This is a genomic window from Phytoactinopolyspora limicola, from assembly GCF_011320225.1.
GTDB classification, from domain to species: Bacteria; Actinomycetota; Actinomycetes; order Jiangellales; family Jiangellaceae; genus Phytoactinopolyspora; species Phytoactinopolyspora limicola.
Map to the genome: position 1 here is coordinate 31,627 of NZ_JAAOEN010000012.1, position 18,167 is coordinate 49,793.

The 18,167-nt window shown below is 66.8% G+C and carries 18 protein-coding genes and 1 tRNA gene; 10 read left to right on the forward strand and 9 right to left on the reverse strand.

Translation table 11 applies throughout. The annotated features are described in order from the left end of the window. Nucleotides 1–24 precede the first annotated feature (24 nt). The 9 genes from G8760_RS22270 to G8760_RS30965 all read left to right on the forward strand — a co-directional run bounded on the left by G8760_RS22270 (nt 25) and on the right by G8760_RS30965 (nt 10,000). Nucleotides 25–1,488 (forward strand): SCO6880 family protein, encoded by a 1,464-nt coding sequence (locus tag G8760_RS22270; RefSeq protein ID WP_166355039.1) that lies wholly within the window; start codon nt 25–27, stop codon nt 1,486–1,488. 30 nt (nt 1,489–1,518) lie between these two features. After that, nucleotides 1,519–1,962, forward strand: coding sequence for a hypothetical protein (locus tag G8760_RS22275; RefSeq protein WP_166355040.1), 444 nt, complete (start codon nt 1,519–1,521; stop codon nt 1,960–1,962). Nucleotides 1,963–2,008: 46 nt separating this feature from the next. Beyond that, complete coding sequence (locus tag G8760_RS22280) at nt 2,009–3,490, forward strand: ATP-binding protein (protein WP_166355041.1); 1,482 nt, start codon at nt 2,009–2,011, stop codon at nt 3,488–3,490. Continuing rightward, nucleotides 3,487–4,053, forward strand: a complete 567-nt coding sequence (locus G8760_RS22285) for a hypothetical protein (protein WP_166355042.1) — start codon at nt 3,487–3,489, stop codon at nt 4,051–4,053. Before G8760_RS22280 ends, G8760_RS22285 begins: the two co-directional genes overlap by 4 nt. Continuing rightward, nucleotides 4,028–4,819, forward strand: a complete 792-nt coding sequence (locus G8760_RS22290; RefSeq protein WP_166355043.1) for an inositol monophosphatase family protein — start codon at nt 4,028–4,030, stop codon at nt 4,817–4,819. Before G8760_RS22285 ends, G8760_RS22290 begins: the two co-directional genes overlap by 26 nt. A 228-nt stretch (nt 4,820–5,047) precedes the next feature. Next, nucleotides 5,048–6,817 carry a type IV secretory system conjugative DNA transfer family protein gene (locus tag G8760_RS22295; protein ID WP_425502372.1) on the forward strand — a complete coding sequence of 590 codons (1,770 nt, stop codon included), beginning with the start codon at nt 5,048–5,050 and terminating at the stop codon, nt 6,815–6,817. Between the two features lie 80 nt (nt 6,818–6,897). Beyond that, nucleotides 6,898–7,425, forward strand: a complete 528-nt coding sequence (locus G8760_RS22300) for a single-stranded DNA-binding protein (RefSeq protein WP_166355045.1) — start codon at nt 6,898–6,900, stop codon at nt 7,423–7,425. Between the two features lie 15 nt (nt 7,426–7,440). Further along, a complete protein-coding gene (locus G8760_RS30370) occupies nt 7,441–8,091 on the forward strand; it encodes a hypothetical protein (protein ID WP_166355046.1) in 651 nt (216 codons plus the stop codon). A 229-nt stretch (nt 8,092–8,320) separates the two neighbouring features. Then, complete coding sequence (locus tag G8760_RS30965) at nt 8,321–10,000, forward strand: recombinase family protein (protein WP_166355137.1); 1,680 nt, start codon at nt 8,321–8,323, stop codon at nt 9,998–10,000. Here the strand turns inward: G8760_RS30965 and G8760_RS22315 are convergent. From G8760_RS22315 to G8760_RS22325, 3 genes are all read right to left on the reverse strand, one after another. After that, nucleotides 9,956–10,040: transfer RNA gene (locus G8760_RS22315), tRNA-Leu, on the reverse strand. The two genes, G8760_RS30965 and G8760_RS22315, sit on opposite strands and share 45 nt — an antisense overlap. Nucleotides 10,041–10,121: 81 nt before the next feature. Further along, nucleotides 10,122–11,237: a hypothetical protein gene (locus G8760_RS22320; protein ID WP_166355047.1), complete on the reverse strand. Its 1,116-nt coding sequence runs from the start codon at nt 11,235–11,237 to the stop codon at nt 10,122–10,124. Between the two features lie 10 nt (nt 11,238–11,247). Beyond that, nucleotides 11,248–12,168 carry an aldose 1-epimerase family protein gene (locus tag G8760_RS22325; RefSeq protein WP_166355048.1) on the reverse strand — a complete coding sequence of 307 codons (921 nt, stop codon included), beginning with the start codon at nt 12,166–12,168 and terminating at the stop codon, nt 11,248–11,250. An 84-nt stretch (nt 12,169–12,252) separates the two neighbouring features. On the opposite strand from G8760_RS22325, the gene G8760_RS22330 reads away from it, so the two are divergent. Further along, nucleotides 12,253–13,155: an NUDIX hydrolase gene (locus G8760_RS22330; RefSeq protein ID WP_166355049.1), complete on the forward strand. Its 903-nt coding sequence runs from the start codon at nt 12,253–12,255 to the stop codon at nt 13,153–13,155. Nucleotides 13,156–13,191: 36 nt separating this feature from the next. Here the strand turns inward: G8760_RS22330 and ku are convergent, their stop codons facing one another. The 6 genes from ku to G8760_RS22360 all read right to left on the reverse strand — a co-directional run bounded on the left by ku (nt 13,192) and on the right by G8760_RS22360 (nt 18,134). Then, nucleotides 13,192–14,001, reverse strand: a complete 810-nt coding sequence (gene ku, locus G8760_RS22335; protein ID WP_166355050.1) for a non-homologous end joining protein Ku — start codon at nt 13,999–14,001, stop codon at nt 13,192–13,194. Nucleotides 14,002–14,137: 136 nt separating this feature from the next. Further along, complete coding sequence (locus G8760_RS22340) at nt 14,138–14,941, reverse strand: TrmH family RNA methyltransferase (protein ID WP_207782609.1); 804 nt, start codon at nt 14,939–14,941, stop codon at nt 14,138–14,140. Between the two features lie 84 nt (nt 14,942–15,025). Continuing rightward, on the reverse strand, nt 15,026–15,775 hold the full coding sequence (locus G8760_RS22345) for a sulfite exporter TauE/SafE family protein (RefSeq protein WP_166355051.1): 750 nt from the start codon (nt 15,773–15,775) through the stop codon (nt 15,026–15,028). Beyond that, nucleotides 15,772–16,974 (reverse strand): SPFH domain-containing protein, encoded by a 1,203-nt coding sequence (locus tag G8760_RS22350; protein ID WP_166355052.1) that lies wholly within the window; start codon nt 16,972–16,974, stop codon nt 15,772–15,774. The genes G8760_RS22345 and G8760_RS22350 overlap by 4 nt, the downstream gene beginning before the upstream one ends. 33 nt (nt 16,975–17,007) lie before the next feature. Next, nucleotides 17,008–17,475, reverse strand: a complete 468-nt coding sequence (locus G8760_RS22355) for an NfeD family protein (RefSeq protein WP_166355053.1) — start codon at nt 17,473–17,475, stop codon at nt 17,008–17,010. Nucleotides 17,476–17,552: 77 nt separating this feature from the next. Then, on the reverse strand, nt 17,553–18,134 hold the full coding sequence (locus tag G8760_RS22360) for a dihydrofolate reductase family protein (protein WP_166355054.1): 582 nt from the start codon (nt 18,132–18,134) through the stop codon (nt 17,553–17,555). Between the last annotated feature and the right edge of the window lie 33 nt (nt 18,135–18,167).

Here is an 18,167-nt window from a genome sequence, read left to right on the forward strand (position 1 = left end):
TTCGCGAACCTCGAAGGGCAGCCCATGTCCAACGACACCACCCGGAACGACGCCGAGCTGGCCCCGGTGAAGTTCTCCCGTCTGACCCGCCGCGGCGTGATCCTGGGGCTTTCCGTCTCACAAGTTGTCTCCGTTGCGCTCGCGGCAACCGTTGCCGTGGCTGCGTTGTACGTGGCAGGCGGTGCGGGACTGCTCTTGGTCTCTCCGATCTGGGTGTCGGCTGTGATCGTGACGTGGGCTCCGGTGAGAGGCCGGAAGATCGTCGAGTGGATTCCGCTCATCACACACTGGGTGGTGCGGGTGATCGCAAGGCAGCTGATATACCGCCGCAGGATCAGAAAGCCCCGTCCCGCTGGCACGCTCGCGCTGCCCGGGGACGCCGCCGCGCTGCGCGAATACCACGATCCGGAAACCGACGCGGTAATGATCCACGACCCACATCAACGAACGCTGACTGCGATCCTGCAGGTGTCCCACCCCTCCTTTGTGCTGCTCGACCCCGGTGAACAACAACGCCGGGTGACCGGCTGGGGCCGCGTACTCTCCACCTGCTGCCGATCCGGCCGAATCGCCCGTATCCAGGTGCTGGAGCGCACCCTGCCAGACTCCGGCACCGGCCTGGCCCAATGGTGGTCACGCCACGGCGTGAACGACGACTCGTGGGTATCCACCACCTACCAGCAGCTGATCGAACGAGCCGGCCCAGCCGGGGAACGCCACGTCACCACGATCTCGCTCGCGCTGGACATGAAGGCCGCGGCACGTGCGATCCGCACCGCCGGTGGCGGGATACGCGGCGCCGCCCACGTGCTGCGACAGGAGATGAACACGTTCACCACTGCGCTGCGGTCAGCCGACCTGAAACCATCAGCCTGGTACACCCCAGGTGATCTCGCCATCGCGCTGCGCTCCGCGTACGACCCGAGCATCGCAGCAACGTTGGAACGTGCCGGCGACCTCGGCCACGACCTAGCCACCGCCGGCCCCGTCGCGGTCGAAGAATCCTGGGACAGCCTGCGCTCTGACAGCGCGGTCAACGCTGTGCTGTGGGTGTCTGAATGGCCCCGATCGCAGGTCTACCCGGGATTCCTCTCCCCCGTATTGCTCACCTCCGGCGTCCGGCGCTCGTTCACGCTGCTGTGCCACCCCGTCCGAGCCGATCAGGCCGCCCGCGACATCCGGCGTCGAAAGACCGAGCACATCTCTGATGCCGCCCAACGGGCCAAACTTGGCCAGATCGAAGACGCCCACCAGACCGCCGAGTACCACGACGTGCTTCAGCAGGAGGCCGACCTCACCGCCGGGCACGGAGTACTGCGCTACACCGGTCTGATCGCCGTCTCCGCGGCCACACCCGACGAACTCGAAGCTGCCGTCGCTGAAATCGAGCAGGCCGCCATCCAAGCGTCCTGCGAAACCCGCCGCCTCGTGGGCCAGCAAGCACAGGCCTTCACCGCGGCCGCCCTGCCTCTGTGTCGAGGTATCTGACCATCCCTCCCATTCCGAAAGGGCTTCGTGATGGCGACATTCAATGATCCAAGAGCGGACGCTGCGGAAGCCGCACACGCTTTGCGTGGCCTTGCCCACGCCAGCCGAACACTCACTGATCCAGAAGCGAGCTACGACGTACTCGGCGCTCTCGCCGCCGGTCTACGGCCTCTGCAACAGTCACTGGAGCAGCTTGCCGCGTGGCATGAGCGGCACGCCGGGCACGCCGCCACCGACGACGGAGACCGGATTGCCGGGCGCCGCAACGCGCAAGCGGCAGCCGCCCACCTGCGCGACGCCGCCTCGTTCGTCGGATTCGCCTGCGGTGAGGTCGACCACGCACACAATCGCAACAGCGGCATCGCCTGGGATCGGACGGCGTCGGCGTCCCGAAGCCGTCGCGTCTCGTCGGCGACTCCTGCGGTTACGGCTAACCCGTTGATCCCAGCCGAGCGCGACGGTATCGAGCGCTAACACCGACGTTGTGCCCGTCCAGGTTCCGGGGAAGGAGGTTTCGGCCATGCGACAGAGTCCGCCGACGAAGGTCCACGCCACCGTACTCATTGGGCCCGCCAAGGAACGGCGCCGGTACCGAAAAGCACGCCGACGGGCGGCCTCACAGATCCACGCTGACGCAGCCGCCGCACGCCGGGCTGAAACCAAAGCCCGCATCGACGCCGAGCGGGCCGAAAAGCGCAACACCCCTCTCCTTCCGGCCAGCGGTGAGCCAGGCCCGGCAGCCTTGCGGACATACCGGCGGTTCCGGATTCCACTGCATCAGGACACCTCAGCCACGCTGTCAGGTGCCTACCCATTCCTCGCCGAGGGAGGCATGGGCAGCGAAGGCGTCTTCGTCGGCCAGGATCTCTTCTCCGGCAGCGCTTTCGTCTACGACCCTTGGGTTCTCTACGAGCACGGCATGATCACCGCACCGAACGTGGTTATGGCAGGCGTCGTGGGCTCGGGCAAATCATCGCTAGCCAAGAGCCTCTACACCCGATCCCTCGGCTTCGGCCGCCGCGTCTATGTGGCGGGCGACCCGAAAGGTGAACACGCCGCCGTCGCCGAAGCCGTAGGCGGTCACGCCATCGTCCTCGGACATGGCCTGCCCAACCGGCTCAACCCCCTGGATGAGGGACACCGCCCGTCCGCCCTGTCCGACGCCGAATGGGCCACCATCGTGGCCTCCCGACGCCGCTCACTCCTCGGCGCACTGGCCGAAACCGTTCTCGAACGGCCGCTCAGCCCACTCGAACACACCGCCATCGATGCCGCGCTCACATCCACCCTCTCAGCCGCAGAGGTGCCAATCTTGCCTATGGTCGTTGACCGCATCCTCGACCCCGACCGCGGCACTGATGCCAGCCTCGCCGACGACGGCCGCATCGTCGGACACGCGCTACGCCGCCTGGTCGCCGGTGACCTCGCCGGCCTGTTCGACGGCCCCTCAACCGTGGCCTTCGACCCGACAGCGCCGATGATCACCCTCGACCTCTCCCGCGTGGTGGAGAACTCCACCCTGGTGTCCGTGCTGATGACCTGCGCATCGGCCTGGATGGAATCAGCCCTGCTCGACCCCGACGGAGGACAACGCTGGGTCGTCTACGACGAAGCGTGGCGACTCATGCAGCACCCGTCCCTGCTGCGCCGCATGGACGCTCACTGGCGACTCGCCCGGCACTACGGCATCGCCAACCTGTTGATCTTCCACAAACTCACCGACCTCGACAACGTCGGCGACGCCGGCACCGCCGCACGAGCCCTAGCGTCCTCACTACTGGCCCTCGCCGAGACACGGATCATCTACCGGCAGGAATCCGACCAGCTCGGCGCCACCGCCAACGCGCTCGGCCTCACCCGGACCGAACAGAAACTCCTGCCCACGCTTGGCACCGGACAAGGCCTCTGGAGAATCAAAGAGAGATCATTCGTGATCCAGCATCAGCTCCACCCGGATGAGCTGGCCACGTTCGATACCACGGCCAGGATGGTCGCGCGGTGAGAAACCGACGACGTGCCGAGCAGGAGGAAGCGGCGGGCGTGCCCGTCGTCCTGCCGCAACTGATCGTTCAGCCAACCACAGAGCCGGGCGCGTACACGATCACGCTGGACGGCCAGCCCGTGTCTGTCGAGCCCGTCCTCCGTAACTACCTCGGCCGCGCTGTCGCATCGGTGGTCGAGCAAGCCGAGACCGCGGTCCGCGTCGAGGTACACGACCCCGACGGCGGCATCTACGCCGACATCGTCCACCCACCACCCCGACGCCGCCCGGCGCTGGAACCATCAAGCCGGCGATGTCCCGATGACGTCGGGTGTGCGACCCGCTACGACGGATTCCTGCCGGGCGAGCGGGTACTCGTCACCGTCGTGGATCGTGTCGAGCACGCGGACCCAGGTGGCCACCTGGAATTCTGTGTCGATCTCTGCCGCACGGATGACCGTGATGTTGTGCTCGTCGGTTCCAAATCCGGAACAATCATCCTCACCGAGGGCTGTGCTCGTGCGGAAACGGCTGTAACTGGCCGGTATTCTGCACGGGGTGGTCAACTCATACGCGAACTCTGACGATGCCAGGGTTGCGGTAGCTGCAGCACAAGCCGGTGCGGACACTGTGCGCACCTTGCACGGCCAGCAGCTCTCCCACATCGACAAGGGCAGCGGAGACTTCGCCACCGACGCCGACATCCAGGCCGAGAAGACGATCCTCGACATCATCCGTACTGCTCGTCCCCACGACGCCGTGCTCGGCGAGGAAGGCGGACAGCAAGGCGCCGCGGCGTCTGCGCGCCAGTGGTTGGTGGATCCGTTGTGCGGCACGCTGAACTACGCCGCCCGCACCATGCTCGTCGCTGTCAACGTCGCGCTACGCGACGGGCCCGCCGCCGTCGCCGACCCATTCAGCGGCGAGATCTTCTTCACCGACGGCGAAACGGCCTGGGCACGACACCACGACATCGACATAGAACTGGTGCCCACACCCGCGACCCAACTGGTAGACCTCAACCTGGACCCGCCGTTTCCCAGCGCGCCCGAATTCCGGGCCGCGGACCTGCTCACCCACCCCGAGTTCGTCAAGAGTTTCCGACCACGTGTCGTATCCACGACATTGGCGTTGGCCTGGGTCGCCGCCGGCAAGCGTGCTGCCTACGTCACCGATGGCAACGACCTGTCCGCGAGTGTGCACTTCGCCGCCGGCATCGCCGTGTGCCGGGCCGCTCGCTGCGTCGTTACCGGAATCAACGGTGACCCGATCGGTCCGGGAAGCCGTGGACTCGTGGCAGCCGCCGACGCCGAGACCTACGAGTCATTGACGTCGATGATTCACGGGTGAACCTAATTTGCGTGTCCACACCGGTCTACCCCCGCGCTGGGCCCCGGCCGCAGATTGACAAGGGCGTCCCCCGGGGATTGGCAGAAGCACAGCTCCGCGTTGACCCTGGGTAACGAACTACGGCGGTTTCCGGTCTTCTTTCTCGGTCCGCGTTAGGCACCAGCGCCGCCTTAGCACCGAGACCCGACCGCTTCGATCAACGCTGGCCACGCCTACTGGTAAACGCACCTGAGCGGTGTGACCCGTAACGCCAGTCCTCACGACCACCAAACGGCTACCGCTGGCCTCGCCCTGCTCGCCGCGATCGCCGGGCTATCAGCCGTCCTCAGGAGCGCCGGAAGCATCACCGCCGTGCTCACCGGGCAACCGCAACCGACGGCGAGCATCACGGGCAGTCTCGGTGTGCTGTCCCGTCCGCTCGACGTCGGGTCAGCGCTCGGCACCCCGGACCTCAATCCGGTCGTCTACTGGGCCGTCGTCGTCGCCTTTCTCGCTGTCCTGGCCGTCGCGACCGTGGTGGTGTGGCGAGCCCTCCAGACCGTCCGTATGACCAGCGCGCTGGACCTGCGCCAGCGACCCGGTACCGCCAGCCGTGCCGACGTCGCTCGGGCCGCATCAGCCCGGGGGCTGCTGAAACGAGCGGGTACGCTGCGCCCGTCGCTGACCAAACCGGAACCTTCTGATGTCGGCTACCTGCTCGGCACAGCCCACGGCCGGAACGTGTGGGCTACGGTCGAAGACTCGATCCTGCTCATTGGCCCCCCACGCTCCGGCAAAGGGCTGCATGTCGTGATCAACGCGATTCTCGACGCGCCCGGTCCGGTGATCACGACCTCGACCCGGCCGGACAACCTCACCGTCACCCTCGCGGCACATCAGCGACAAGGCCCAGTCGCGGTGTTCGACCCCCAACAGCTTGCACCCGGTATCCCCGCCGGGCTGCGCTGGTCCCCCGTCCGCGGCTGCGACAACCCGCTCACCGCGATGATCCGAGCCACCGGGCTGGCCTCATCCACCAACTACTCCAGCGTCACCGGGGGCGACTTCTGGCAAGGCAAAACCACCGCCGCGATCCAAGCTCTGCTGCACGCCGCTGCCTTGGACGGGCGCGACGCCGCCACCTTGTACCAATGGGCGCTCAACCCCACACTCGCCGGAGATGCGGTGCGCATCTTGCAGTCCAATCCGCGCGCTGCCACTGGCTGGGCCGACTCACTGGAGGCGATGCTGCAAGCCGACCCCAAAACCCGCGACTCCATCTGGCACGGCGTCTCCCTCGCCTTCTCCGCCCTCGCCGACCCGCGCGTGCTCGACGCCGTCACACCACGCATCGGTGAGGTGTTCGACCCCGAAACATTCCTGCGCGACAACGGCACCCTCTACCTGCTCGCCACCGGCGCCGGAGCCGGAGCGTCAGCCAGCCTCGTCGCCGCCCTCATCGAAGACCTCGTCGAGACCGCTCGCACACTCGCCGCCCGCTCCCCCGGTGCCCGCCTCGACCCACCACTGCTGCTCGCCCTGGACGAGATCGGCAACCTCGCACCGCTTCCGTCCCTGCCGACCCTCATGGCCGAAGGCGGCGGCACCGGCATCACCACCCTGCCCGTCTTGCAATCTCTCGCCCAAGCCCGCGAAAAATGGGGCGAAAACCAAGCCAACGCCATTTGGGACGCCGCTATCGTCAAAATCGTCCTCGGCGGCGCGTCCAACAGCCGCGATCTGCAAGACCTCGCCACGCTCATCGGCGAACGGGACGAGACCACCGACTCGACCACCATCGACCAGCACGGTGGTCGATCAACCCAACGCTCGCTCCGCCGGATCTCGGTCATGCCCCCGGACGTGCTGCGCACGCTGCCCTTCGGCACCGGCGTGACCCTCCTGCGCACCGCACGACCGATCGTCACCACCCTGCGGCCATGGACCAAGCGCAACGACGCCGACCAGCTCGCTGAAGACCGCGACGACCTCGAACGGCGACTACGCGACGCCACCTGAACGCTAGGGCCACGCGACGCACCTGACCGGTATCCCGGCCTCGCCGGGTTCATCGGTCATCCGTCGGTCAGGAGGTAGCCGTGGCTATCAAGACAACACAAGCAATCAATGGCTTCATCGCCACCGAACCCAGACTCAGCTTCAACGACGACGGCCAAGCCCGCCTGTACGTCCGCATCGGCATCAACCACTTCGAACGCCAGGACGACGGCTCATTCCGCAAACTCCAGCCGACCTACCACGACCTCGTCCAGTTCGGCAGAGGCGCGGAACGCTCATACGAACGCTTCCGCCGCGGCGACGACGTCGTCGCCCAAGGCTACGTCCGCCAATACACCCGCAACATCGACGGACAAGAACGCACCGACGAACAATTCGTCGCCAAACGACTCGGGCACGACCCGAACACCACCACCTACGAGGTCCACCGCAAGCCTTCTGCCCGCGAACACGACAGCGGCCGAACAGGACCCGAGGGCGCGCGTTCGGCAGCAGCATCCGCATCACACGCATCGACCACTCACGATGCCGTGGAGGCGCGGACGAACGCGGCCCAGGCTGCCAGTCCTCCCCCGCCACCGCCTAGCCAACCGGCTGTGTCCCGCTGAGGAGGAAGGATCGCTATGCACGTCTTCAACACACCCGACCGCGCCGACGACCATGAACACGACGCCCCCGTGGACTTCGTCCCCGACATGGATGAACCCGACGTGGTCACCGCCGAACCGCTCAACCCCACCAGCGACGACGCCCACATCGATGACGAGGTCGATGCGCTGTTCCAGGACGCCTACGGCCTCCCCCTGCGCCCCGTCGACTGGCGCACCCTCACGGCTGAGGAAGCCGAAACCGAATGGCACACCCTCAACGACTGGGTCAACTGGCTCCGCCACGAATTCGGCCTGCCCGCATCCGTCATCCCGCCCTACTGGCACCGCCACCCCGAACTCGTCTGGGAACTCTCCGCCCTCCACCTCAAATGGCTCGGCGCCTACGAACCCCACCAAGACGCCGCCGCACCACTCGCCTGGATGGTCGACTTCCGCGCTGCCCGCGAACGCCTCCGCGAATGGGTCACCATCTCCGGCACCCGCCTCGACCGCGACCGGCCAACCCGCCAAACCACCTGGCCCGGCGAAGCACTACCTGATGAACCAGCTGAAACACGCATCACTAACCGCGACCGGGATTTTGCCCGATTCGTCAAAGACGACGTCAACCGTCGCCGAATCGTCGAGGACGGCGTCCTGCCGGACGAGGTCGACCTGCCATGAGAAAGACTCACCGCCGCACGCAAGCGCGTGCTCGCGCGACAGAGGCACGAGCACGGTCCGTACACGTCGAGCCGAGCGCCGGACCGCTCACACTCGTCGTCAACACGCCGACCGGCTGGACACCGCCTCCGAGCGCCGCTCGGGCCATACTGAAGATACTCAGAAACGTCCGCGCCCGGCAGGCCGCCAGACGGGACGGGAACACGACAGGTCTCAGCGTGGAGCGACCATGCGATTCGCCTTCTACGGCCGATGCTCAACCGAAGATGCCCAAGACCCGGAGTCCAGCCGGGGTTGGCAAATACGACGTGCACAACAGCTCATCGACCCCCACGGCGGCGAGATAGTCGCCGAGTACTTCGATATCGGCCAATCACGTTCGTTGCCGTGGAAGCGACGCCCTGAGGCGGCACGGCTGCTCGACGACATCACCAACCCGGCTCGACCGTTCACAGAACTCGTGATCGGCGAACCGCAACGCGCCTTCTACGGCGCACAGTTCGCCCTGACGTTCCCAGTGCTCACGCACCACGGAGTCGGCCTCTGGGTCCCGGAGGTCGGCGGTCGGGTCGACCCCGGCAGTGAAGCACACGACCTGGTAATGGCCCTCTTCGGCGGAATGTCCAAGGGCGAACGGATGCGCATCCAAAAGCGCGTCAAGGACGCCATGGCTAACCTCGCCGAGACCACCGACCGACACCTCGCCGGCCGGCCACCCTACGGCTACCAACTAGTTGACGCTGGCGAGCATCCCAACCCGGCGAAGGCCTCGCTCGGGCAGAGGCTCAGGCGGCTTGAACCTGACCCAGTGACCGCTACCGTGGTTAAGGAGATCTTCACGATGTACCGCGGCGGCATGGGATTCCGTGCCATAGCGCAGCATCTCACCGATGCCGGTCATCCCTCCCCTTCGCAGCACGACCCACGACGCAACCCACATCGGGACCAAAAAGGCTGGGCACACTCCGCCGTCCGCGCCATCCTGGTCAACCCCGTCTACACCGGTGTCCGGGTCTGGGGCAAGCAGGAGAAGTTCGAAGCGCTCGTCGACCCAGATGACGTCGCTGCGGGCTACCAGACGAAGATGCGATGGCGGCGCCGCGACAGCTGGATCATGCCCGACCACAAGTCTCACGAACCACTCGTTGATGACGATCTCTTCACCGCCGTGCAGACTCGAATCGCCAGCAGAAGCAAACCGGGCACCACAAGAGCAGTGCCGGCCAAGCGTTCCTACGCGCTCTCGGGCCTACTGTTCTGCGGTCAGTGCGGTCTACGGATGCAGGCGGGCTACCACAAGTCACGCCATGCCAACGGCCGAGGCTGGAAGATGTACCGGTGTATTCCCGGAAGACGACGGTCGATCACGCCAGACATGACGGGCCACCCGTCCAGCCTGTACGTCCGCGAAGACGAGATCGTCTCTAAGCTCGATCCGTGGCTCGCTACGCTTGCAAGCCCAGAATGGCTCCGCGCGGCACAAGAACCGAGCGCGACCCACGACGCCCATGTCGAATCGCTTCGCAAACAGATCGCGGACCGAGAACGCAAGATCCGCAACCTCGTTGATGCCATCGAAGAGGCCTCCGGCGAAATGGCGCTGCTCACCGAGAAGCTCGCCCAGCGCACCCATGAACGCGACCAACTCAAGGCAGAACTCCGGCGAGCCACCCAGAAGAGGACCGTCGCGGATCAAGAGATCGAGGAACTCATCGCCCACGTGGGCGGAATCACATCGGCATTGGCCGAAGCTACGCCCGAAGAACGAGCCGAACTCTACCCGTCACTGGGCCTCAAGCTCATCTATGACGCCAACCCACGCCAGGTCAACGTAGAAGTTGACCTAGCGCGTGTGGCATGGACGTGTCCGAGGGGGGACTTGAACCCCCACCCCCTTAACGGGGACTAGCACCTCAAGCTAGCGCGTCTGCCTATTCCGCCACCCGGACATGGTGTCGGCGCCTTTTGAGCGCCGGCGGCCGAGTAACTGTACCAAACTCCAGCGGCTGTCTGTCCAACCGCGGGCCTGATCAGTGACCCGGTGAAGCGGCGCCCGTGTTGATCGACGCCCTCAACTCAAGATACCGCGCCCGCGCCTCGAAGACGTCGCGCATCTCCTCGGTGACACCCTCGAGGAACTCTTCGCGGTAGGTGGCGTCGGTGAGGATGGAGATCGCGTAGTAGAGCCCGGTAATGGCGGCCATGCCGCCGGCGACTCGGAGCAGTGCCTCGGTGATCTGGATCTCGTGCCCGAACAGCATCACGTCGTAGGACCACATGCCGTCGGTGACGGCCCACGCGGCGCGGACCTCGTCCCCCACGGCCAGCGCTCCGAATGCCACGAAGAACGCGCCGACGCCGACGCTGACGACGAAGACCTGTAGTGCTTGGCTGATCGTGAGGGTCAGTCCGATGTTGACCCGCTGGCGGCGGCTGAGTGCGGGAGTGTCGCCGCGTAGCTCCGCCTCGAGCTGTCGGACCTGGCCGGGCATGCGCAGGATGAGGAAGAGCCAGCCTAGTCCGACGAACATTCCGGCGACGATCCAGACGAAGTCGCGCGGCATCGTGGAGAAGACCTGCCACATTTCCGCGTTCAGGAACAGCACGAGTGAGAAGATCAACAACAACGGGAGGGCCCGGACGAGCCGCGCCAGCGAATCCGCCAGTTCGTCGGCCAGTCGGGTCAGGGCCCACCCCAGGGTGCCGATCAGGCCGTAGCCGACTACTAGGTAGATCAGCCCGAGCAGCACGGTGTTGCCGGCGATGACCCCCACCACCTGCCGAAGCTGCCCGCCGAAGATCAGCGGCAGCAAGGCTGGGAGAAAGACGAAGCCCGCCAGTTCGGGTCGGCCGATCCGCTGCGGCAGTGTCCAGAAGCCACGGCCGAGCAGCCGGTTGAGCAGCCCGAACCCGATGATCAGGATGGCCAGGCCACCAAGCGCAGCGACGACGTTGACGAGGAACGGCCAGTCCATGTCGATCGCGCCGAGCATCTCGGCGAGGAATACCAGGGCCAGCAGCGGCGCGGCGCGGGTGAAGATGTCTTCGGACGCGGTGTAGCCCTCGATGAACAGCGGCAGTCCGCTGCGTCGGAACTTGCGCTCACACGCGGCTAACTCCTCCTGGACCGGGTCAGTGCTCGCCACGGAATGGACCCTACCGCCATCGGCTGGCTGAGATACCCCACGTCCCGGTGAAGGTTCCGCCCGGTTCGAGGGTGATGAGCCCATCGCCGGTGTTGAACGCGTCGACGGCGGCGGTCATGGGCTCGACGGCCAGAGAACGACGACGTCCCTCGGCTACGCTGACGCTGTCGGCGGTGTAGAGGAGGACGAACGGCCAGGCTTCGTCCTGCCAGAGGGCGATTCGCCAGCCGTCGGGCCGTTCGAGCACGGTGTGCGCCAGGCCGGATGTGTCCCTCGAGAGGTCGGTGTACAGCCCGAGTTGGCTCTCCCCGACGATGCGGGCCGTCCGGAAGTCGTTGTCGTTGTCGACGGGTGTGCGCTGGGTCATCATGCCGTGCTCGCCGAGGAGGATAGTCGCCCCGGGCACCGTCACGGTCACGTCGTCGACGAGTCCACCACCGAGGGCGAGGTACGGGTGGGTGCCCGCGGCGTAGGGTGCGTCGTCGTCGCTGACGTTCTCAACTACCAGCTCAGAGGTGAGCCCACGCTCCCCCAGCGACCATCGCGTCCAGATCCGCAGCGTCCACGGGTAACCCGGCCGGGCGGTGAGCACCGTGCCGAGTTCGATCGACGCTTCGGCCCGGGCCAGCACTTGAAACGGCAACCAACGCACCATCCCGTGGATCGCCGTCGTCTTCCCTGGGTCGAGCGGCGTACGGTGTTCGGTCCCGGCGAAGGTGTAGCGGCCGTCGCGGATCCGGTTCGGCCACGGCACGAGCCATTGGCCCCGAGCGCTGGGGCATACGCTCCCGGCGGGATAGCCGGCTACGAGGTCGGCGCCCGCGGCGGAGTAGGTCCGCAGGCCACCTCCGGCCTCGACGACAACGGCTTCCTGCTCGCCCCATCGCAACGTATGTTCACCGGCACCGCCGACGTCGATAAGACTGTTCACGGGATCGCACCCTACGCTGCATGTCGCCCCAGGCGATGCACCGAGGGTTGGGCGACGGTCGGCTGATACGAGAGACTGAGGGGGATGAGTCCTCTTAGACACCACACCGACGGTGACGGCTGGGTGGAGTGCACGTGTGGGCAACGGCACTGGGGGTTGTTCGGCTCGGCGGGCCTCATGGTGGTCGACCCGGCCCGTGGTGTCCTGCTGCAGCACCGCGCCGAGTGGAGCCATCACGGCGGCACCTGGGGTATCCCTGGCGGGGCGCGGGCCTCCGAGGAAAGTGCACTCGACGGCGCCATCCGGGAGGCACACGAAGAGGCAGCGGTGCCGGCTGACCAGGTCACGCCCAGCCACAGCTGGGTCGAGGATCACGGCCCGTGGTCGTACACGACGGTGGTTGCCCGCTGCGACGTCGACTTCGTGCCGTATCCGAGCGACCCCGAGAGTCTCGACATCTCCTGGGTGCCGGCCGCCGACGTCGACGCGTTGCCGCTGCATCCGGCGTTCGGCAAGTTGTGGCCGGCCATCCGCGAGCAGGCATTTCGCCACCTCGTGCTGGTCGTCGACGCGGCCAACGTGGTGGGGTCCCGGCCGGACGGGTGGTGGCGGGATCGGGAAGGAGCGGCTGAGCGGCTGCACGACAAGCTGGCCGCGCTGACGTCGCTCCCCGGAGCGCTCCTCGGGCTACCGGCCACGTCCTGGTGGCCGCGGATCCACCTCGTCGTCGAGGGGCAGGCCAGAAACATCTACCGCGCCGATCAGTCCGCACCCTCCGACGACGCGTCGCCGGTTGTCATCGAGCGGGCTCCCGCCAACGGCGACGACCTCATCGTGGCCGTGGTCGACGACGCCCTCATGCGACGCCCGGACGATCACGTCGTGGTGGTGACGGCAGACCGGGAGCTACGCCAGCGGGTCACGCGAAGCGGTGCGTCGACGGTCGGCCCGCGGACCCTCCACCAGCTCATCGCCGGCGGCGCCTAATCCGGCCCCGACGCGGAGGCCAGAACCACCTGAGGCTCACGCCGACTTCGTGCGGCGCTTCTCCTGCTTGCCGTCCTTCGCCTCTTTGGCCTGCTCGACGCTGCGGCGCAGCGCCTCCATCAGATCGACCACCGTGCCGTCGTCCGGCTCCTCCTCCGGGGTGCTGACCTCTGCACCATCGGCCTTGGCGTTGATGAGCTCGAGCACCGCCTCGCGGTAGTCGTCGGTGTACTCACCCGGGTCGAAGTCGCCGGCCAGAGTCTCGATGTAAGACTCGGCCATGGCCATCTCCTGTTTGCGGATCTTGACGTCCTCGTCGAGGAAACCGAACTCCGGTTTGCGGATCTCGTCCGGCCACATCATGGTCTGAACGACGAGGACACCCTCGTGTGAACGCAGGAGCGCCAGCCGTTCCCGGTTGCGGAGGGCCACCTTAACCACCCCGACCCGGCCGGACTCCTCCAGCGAGTTACGCAGCAAGACGTAAGGTTTGGTGTCACCCGTCGGTTCGACGTAGTAGGCGCGAGCCAACGCCGTCGGGTCGATCTGGGCGAACGGCACGAAGCCGAGCACCTCGACGGACCGGCTGGACACCACCGGAAGGTCGGCGAGGTCGTCGCTGTCCAAAATGACCATCTCACCGTCGGGCATCTCGTAGCCCTTGGCGATGTCGGCGTAGGCGACCTCGTGCCCGCCCTTCTCGCAGAAGCGCCGGTAGCGGATACGCCCACCGTCGGCTGCGTGCACCTGCCGGAAGCTGACGTCCTTCTCGTCGGTGGCGGACACGAGCCGCACCGGGATGGACACCAGTCCGAAGGAGATGGAACCTCTCCATACCGTTTGCATATCGACGTCCCCGAATCGTCCGGTCTATACCTGCGATGATGCCGCGTCATCGGGCATCTTGCCAATGTGGACCGTCGGAGCGGCCGGAAATCATCGGTACCGGCGGCCCGTCGTCACCGATCCGAGCGCGGCGTCGTCACCGATCCGGGCGCAGCGCGTAACATGCGACGGCAGTGGCGGCAGCGACGTTCAACGAGTCGACCCCGCCGCTCATGGGGATGGCCACCCGCCGGTCCGCGGCTCGAAGCCAACGCTCGCTGAGCCCCTCCCCCTCGGTGCCGACCAGCAGCGCCAGCCGCTGCGGCGGGTGTACGTCGCCAAGGTCGACGGCGTCGACGGCCGGGGTGAGCGCCAGAACCTCGAACCCGGCCGCCTGGAGCACACCCGGGCCGTCGTACCAGGTGTCCACCCGCGTGTACGGGACGGAGAACACGGTGCCCATCGATACCTTGATCGATCTGCGGTAGAGCGGGTCCGCACACCGCGGGCTGAGCAGCACGGCGTCCCAGCCCAGCGCGGCCGCGCACCGGAAGACCGCCCCAACGTTGGTGTGGTCGACGAGGTCCTCCATGACGACGACGCGCCGCGCGTCCCGGATCACGGTGGACAGCTCCGGCAATGGTTGTCGACGCAGCGACGCCAGTGCCCCGCGGTGGACGTGGAAGCCGGTGACCTGTTCGACAACGGGCTCTGGCGCGACGTAGACCTGGGCGTCGACGGCTGCGTCGATCACGTCGGCCAGGGGGTCCACCCATCGAGGCGCCATCAGGAACGACCGCACCGGATACCCGGCCTGGACCGCCCGCCGGATCACCTTCTCCCCCTCGGCGAGGAACAGCCCGTGCTGGGCCTCCAACGATGTTCGCAGTTGGACGTCGCGTAACGAGACGTAGTCGGCCAGGCGTGGGTCGGCCGGGTCGTCGATCTGGATCTGCCGCACCGTCAGATTCTCCCGCCCCTTCCCATGATCATGAACACTTACCCGTGCTATCACCCGGAAAAGTGTTCATGATCATGGGAGGGGTCAGCTGAGGAGGAACGAGACGGTGGCGACGATGCCCACCACGATCACCACGACGCGCAGCGCCAGCGGCGGCAGGGACCGGGCGATCCGGGCCCCGATGACCCCGCCGACCGCCGCACCGGCCGCGACACACCCCACCACCGCCCAGTCGACATCCGCGATGGCGACGAAGACGAGCCCAGCGACCAGGTTGACCAGTCCGGCCAGAACGTTCTTCGCGGCGTTCACCCGCTGCAGGGTCTCGTGCAGCCCGAGACCCAGCACCGCGATCAGGATGACACCCTGCGCAGCGCCGAAATAGCCGCCGTACACGCTGCTGCCCAGGATCATCAGCCAGACCCAGAAGCCGCCGTTCTCGCTTCGCGGCCGGTGTTTGAGCCGTTCGGTCAGCCACGGTTGGATCGCCACGAGCACACACGCCAGCACGATGAGCACCGGCACGATCGTCTCGAACGCCTCCGGGGGCAGGCGCAACAGCAGCAAAGCACCAATCACGGCCCCAACCAGCGCCACGGCGCCGAGCTGAAGCAGCCGATTCCGCTGACCGACCAGCTCACGCCGGTACCCCCAGGCACCGGCCACCGACCCGGGCACCAGGCCGACCGAGTTGGACACGTTGGCCACCACCGGTGGGTACCCCAAAGCCACGAGGGTGGGAAACGTGATCAGGCTTCCGGACCCGACGACGGTGTTGATGACGCCCGCGGCGAACCCTGCCGCGACGATCGCGACGGCTTCGAGCAGACTCACTCGCGTGGAGGCTGCGGCACCGGCGGCGGTTCCGGGACGTCTCCGGGGTCGTCGCCAGGTGCTGGTGCTGTCGGGCTTTGTCCTTGTGCGGCCGCCTCGGCTGCCCGCAACGCCTCGCGCACCTCGTTCTCGGCCGCCGACACCGCTGCCTCACCTTCGGCCGCCGCGGCGTCGGCAGCGTCCGAGACATCGGCGGCTGCCTCGGCGGCCGGCTCCGGCTCATCCAGGTCGAGGTCGGCTGCTGTGTTGTCGGACCCCGGCCGGCTGACACCAGGCAGCGCGTTGCCGAATTTGCCGACCGCGGTGCCGAGGCCCTCGAGCGCGGCGCCGATCTCCGACGGCACGATCCAGACCTTGTTCGCGTCGCCCTTGGCGATCTCCGGCAACATCTGTAGGTACTGGTAGGACAGCAGCTTCTGATCCGGCCGGCCCTTGTGGATGGCGTTGAACACTGCCGCGATGGCTTTGGACTCACCGTCGGCCCGCAGGATGGCTGCCTGCTTGTCCGCTTCGGCCCGCAGGATCTGCGACGTCTTGTCACCTTCGGCGGCGAGGATGGCCGACTGCTTCTGCCCCTCGGCGGTCAGGATCTGCGACTGCCGGACACCCTCGGCGTTGAGGATCGCCGCACGTTTGTCGCGGTCGGCGCGCATCTGCTTCTCCATCGAGTCCTGGATGGACGGCGGCGGATCGATCGCCTTGAGCTCCACCCGGTTGACCCGGATACCCCACTTGCCGGTTGCTTCGTCGAGTACCCCACGTAGCGCGCTGTTGATCTCCTCGCGGCTGGTCAGGGTGCGTTCGAGGTCCATACCACCGATGACGTTACGCAGCGTGGTGACGGCCAACTGCTCGATACCCTGAATGTAGTTGGCGATCTCATAGGTAGCGGCCTTGGGGTCGTTGACCTGGTAATAGATGACGGTGTCGATGGACACGACGAGGTTGTCCTGGGTGATCACCGGCTGCGGTGGGAACGACACCACCTGCTCGCGCAGGTCGAGCAGCGGCAGCACCCGGTCGATGAACGGAACCACGATGGCGAGGCCCGGACTGAGCGTGCGCTGGTAACGCCCCAGCCGCTCGACGATGCCGGCCCGGGCTTGTGGAACGATCCGCACCGACTTCGCTAAAGCAACCAGCACGAACACGGCCAGCAGGAAGATCACGAAGAGCAGAAACACCTGTCCGGCTTCCATCGATCACCTTTCACGTCGACGTCGAAGCCGACCCTACACGGGATCATGCCCCGGGAACACCAAAGCCGTCGCACCGTCGATTTCGACGACATCCACGTTCTCGCCAGGTTCGATAACCGTGCGTCCGTCGAAGCTCCGAGCGGTCCAGATCTCGCCCTGGAGCTTGATCCGGCCACCGTCGCCGTCGACCCGTTCGAGTACCACGGCGCTGAGCCCTACCAGGGCCGCGGCGCCGGTACGCACCCGGGTCGGCACCCGAAGATGACGTTTGGCGATCGGGCGCACGACACCGATCAACGCGGCGCTGACGCCGATCGCGATCAGTGTCTGCGCCATGAACGGCAACCCAGCCACTGAGGCTACGGCTCCGCTCGCCGCCCCGGCCGCCAGCATCAGGAACACGAGATCGAGGGTGGTGGTCTCGGCGATCCCGAAGATGAAGGCCAGTCCGAGCCAAGCCGACCATTCGTTGTCGCCTAGCCAGTCCCAGAAACCTTCCATTCGACCAGATTACCGCTGAGAGCCTGCTCCCGAACCCCGGCGAGTTGCGGCGGTTTGCGCGTACCCGCTGAGATCGCTCAACGGCGCACCCGATAGCGGAGGTGGAGCACCCGGTTGCCCTGAATCACCACGTCGGGGTCCTCCAACAGGTGCTGCGCGTCGACCGACCCGAAGTAGCGCTTGCCGGCCCCGAACACAACGGGTACGACGTCCATGCGCACCTCGTCGACCAGACCCGCGGCCAGCGCCTGGCCGCCGACATCGCCGGCAGCGACCTCGACGATGCGGTCACCGGCAAGCTCCTGCGCCTTGGCCACGGCTGCCTCGGCGCCGTCGACGAAGTGGAACGGCGCCTCGGGGTCCCAGCCCTCGGGTGGCGGCCGGTGGGTCACGACGACCACGTGGTCGATCCCGCTCGGCGGCTTTCCGTCCCAGCCGTCCGTCATGTCGAAGACGTGGCGCCCGGCGATTGTCGCCCCGATCTGGTCCCAGTACGCCCGGGTGTAGTCGTAGGACGTCTGCGACACCTTCACGTAGCCGCTCTCGTCCAACGGGACGTCACCGCTGGACAACCAGTCGAACAGCGGTCCGGGCTGGTCGTTCTCGTCCGCGATGAAGCCGTCTACCGACACCGAGGCGTACATGACTACTTTGCCCACGGGGCGCTCCTCTGCTTTGGGGTGCCCCCAAAG

Bases quoted from the DNA above. Each gene is read 5' to 3' on its own strand.
- G8760_RS22280 (WP_166355041.1), top strand. From the start codon at position 2,009: ATGCGACAGAGTCCGCCGACGAAGGTCCACGCCACCGTACTCATTGGG.
- G8760_RS22330 (WP_166355049.1), top strand. From the start codon at position 12,253: ATGAGTCCTCTTAGACACCACACCGACGGTGACGGCTGGGTGGAGTGC.
- G8760_RS22355 (WP_166355053.1), bottom strand. From the start codon at position 17,475: ATGGAAGGTTTCTGGGACTGGCTAGGCGACAACGAATGGTCGGCTTGG.
- G8760_RS30370 (WP_166355046.1), top strand. From the start codon at position 7,441: ATGCACGTCTTCAACACACCCGACCGCGCCGACGACCATGAACACGAC.
- G8760_RS22350 (WP_166355052.1), bottom strand. From the start codon at position 16,974: ATGGAAGCCGGACAGGTGTTTCTGCTCTTCGTGATCTTCCTGCTGGCC.
- G8760_RS30965 (WP_166355137.1), top strand. From the start codon at position 8,321: ATGCGATTCGCCTTCTACGGCCGATGCTCAACCGAAGATGCCCAAGAC.
- ku (WP_166355050.1), bottom strand. From the start codon at position 14,001: ATGCAAACGGTATGGAGAGGTTCCATCTCCTTCGGACTGGTGTCCATC.
- G8760_RS22270 (WP_166355039.1), top strand. From the start codon at position 25: ATGTCCAACGACACCACCCGGAACGACGCCGAGCTGGCCCCGGTGAAG.
- G8760_RS22275 (WP_166355040.1), top strand. From the start codon at position 1,519: ATGGCGACATTCAATGATCCAAGAGCGGACGCTGCGGAAGCCGCACAC.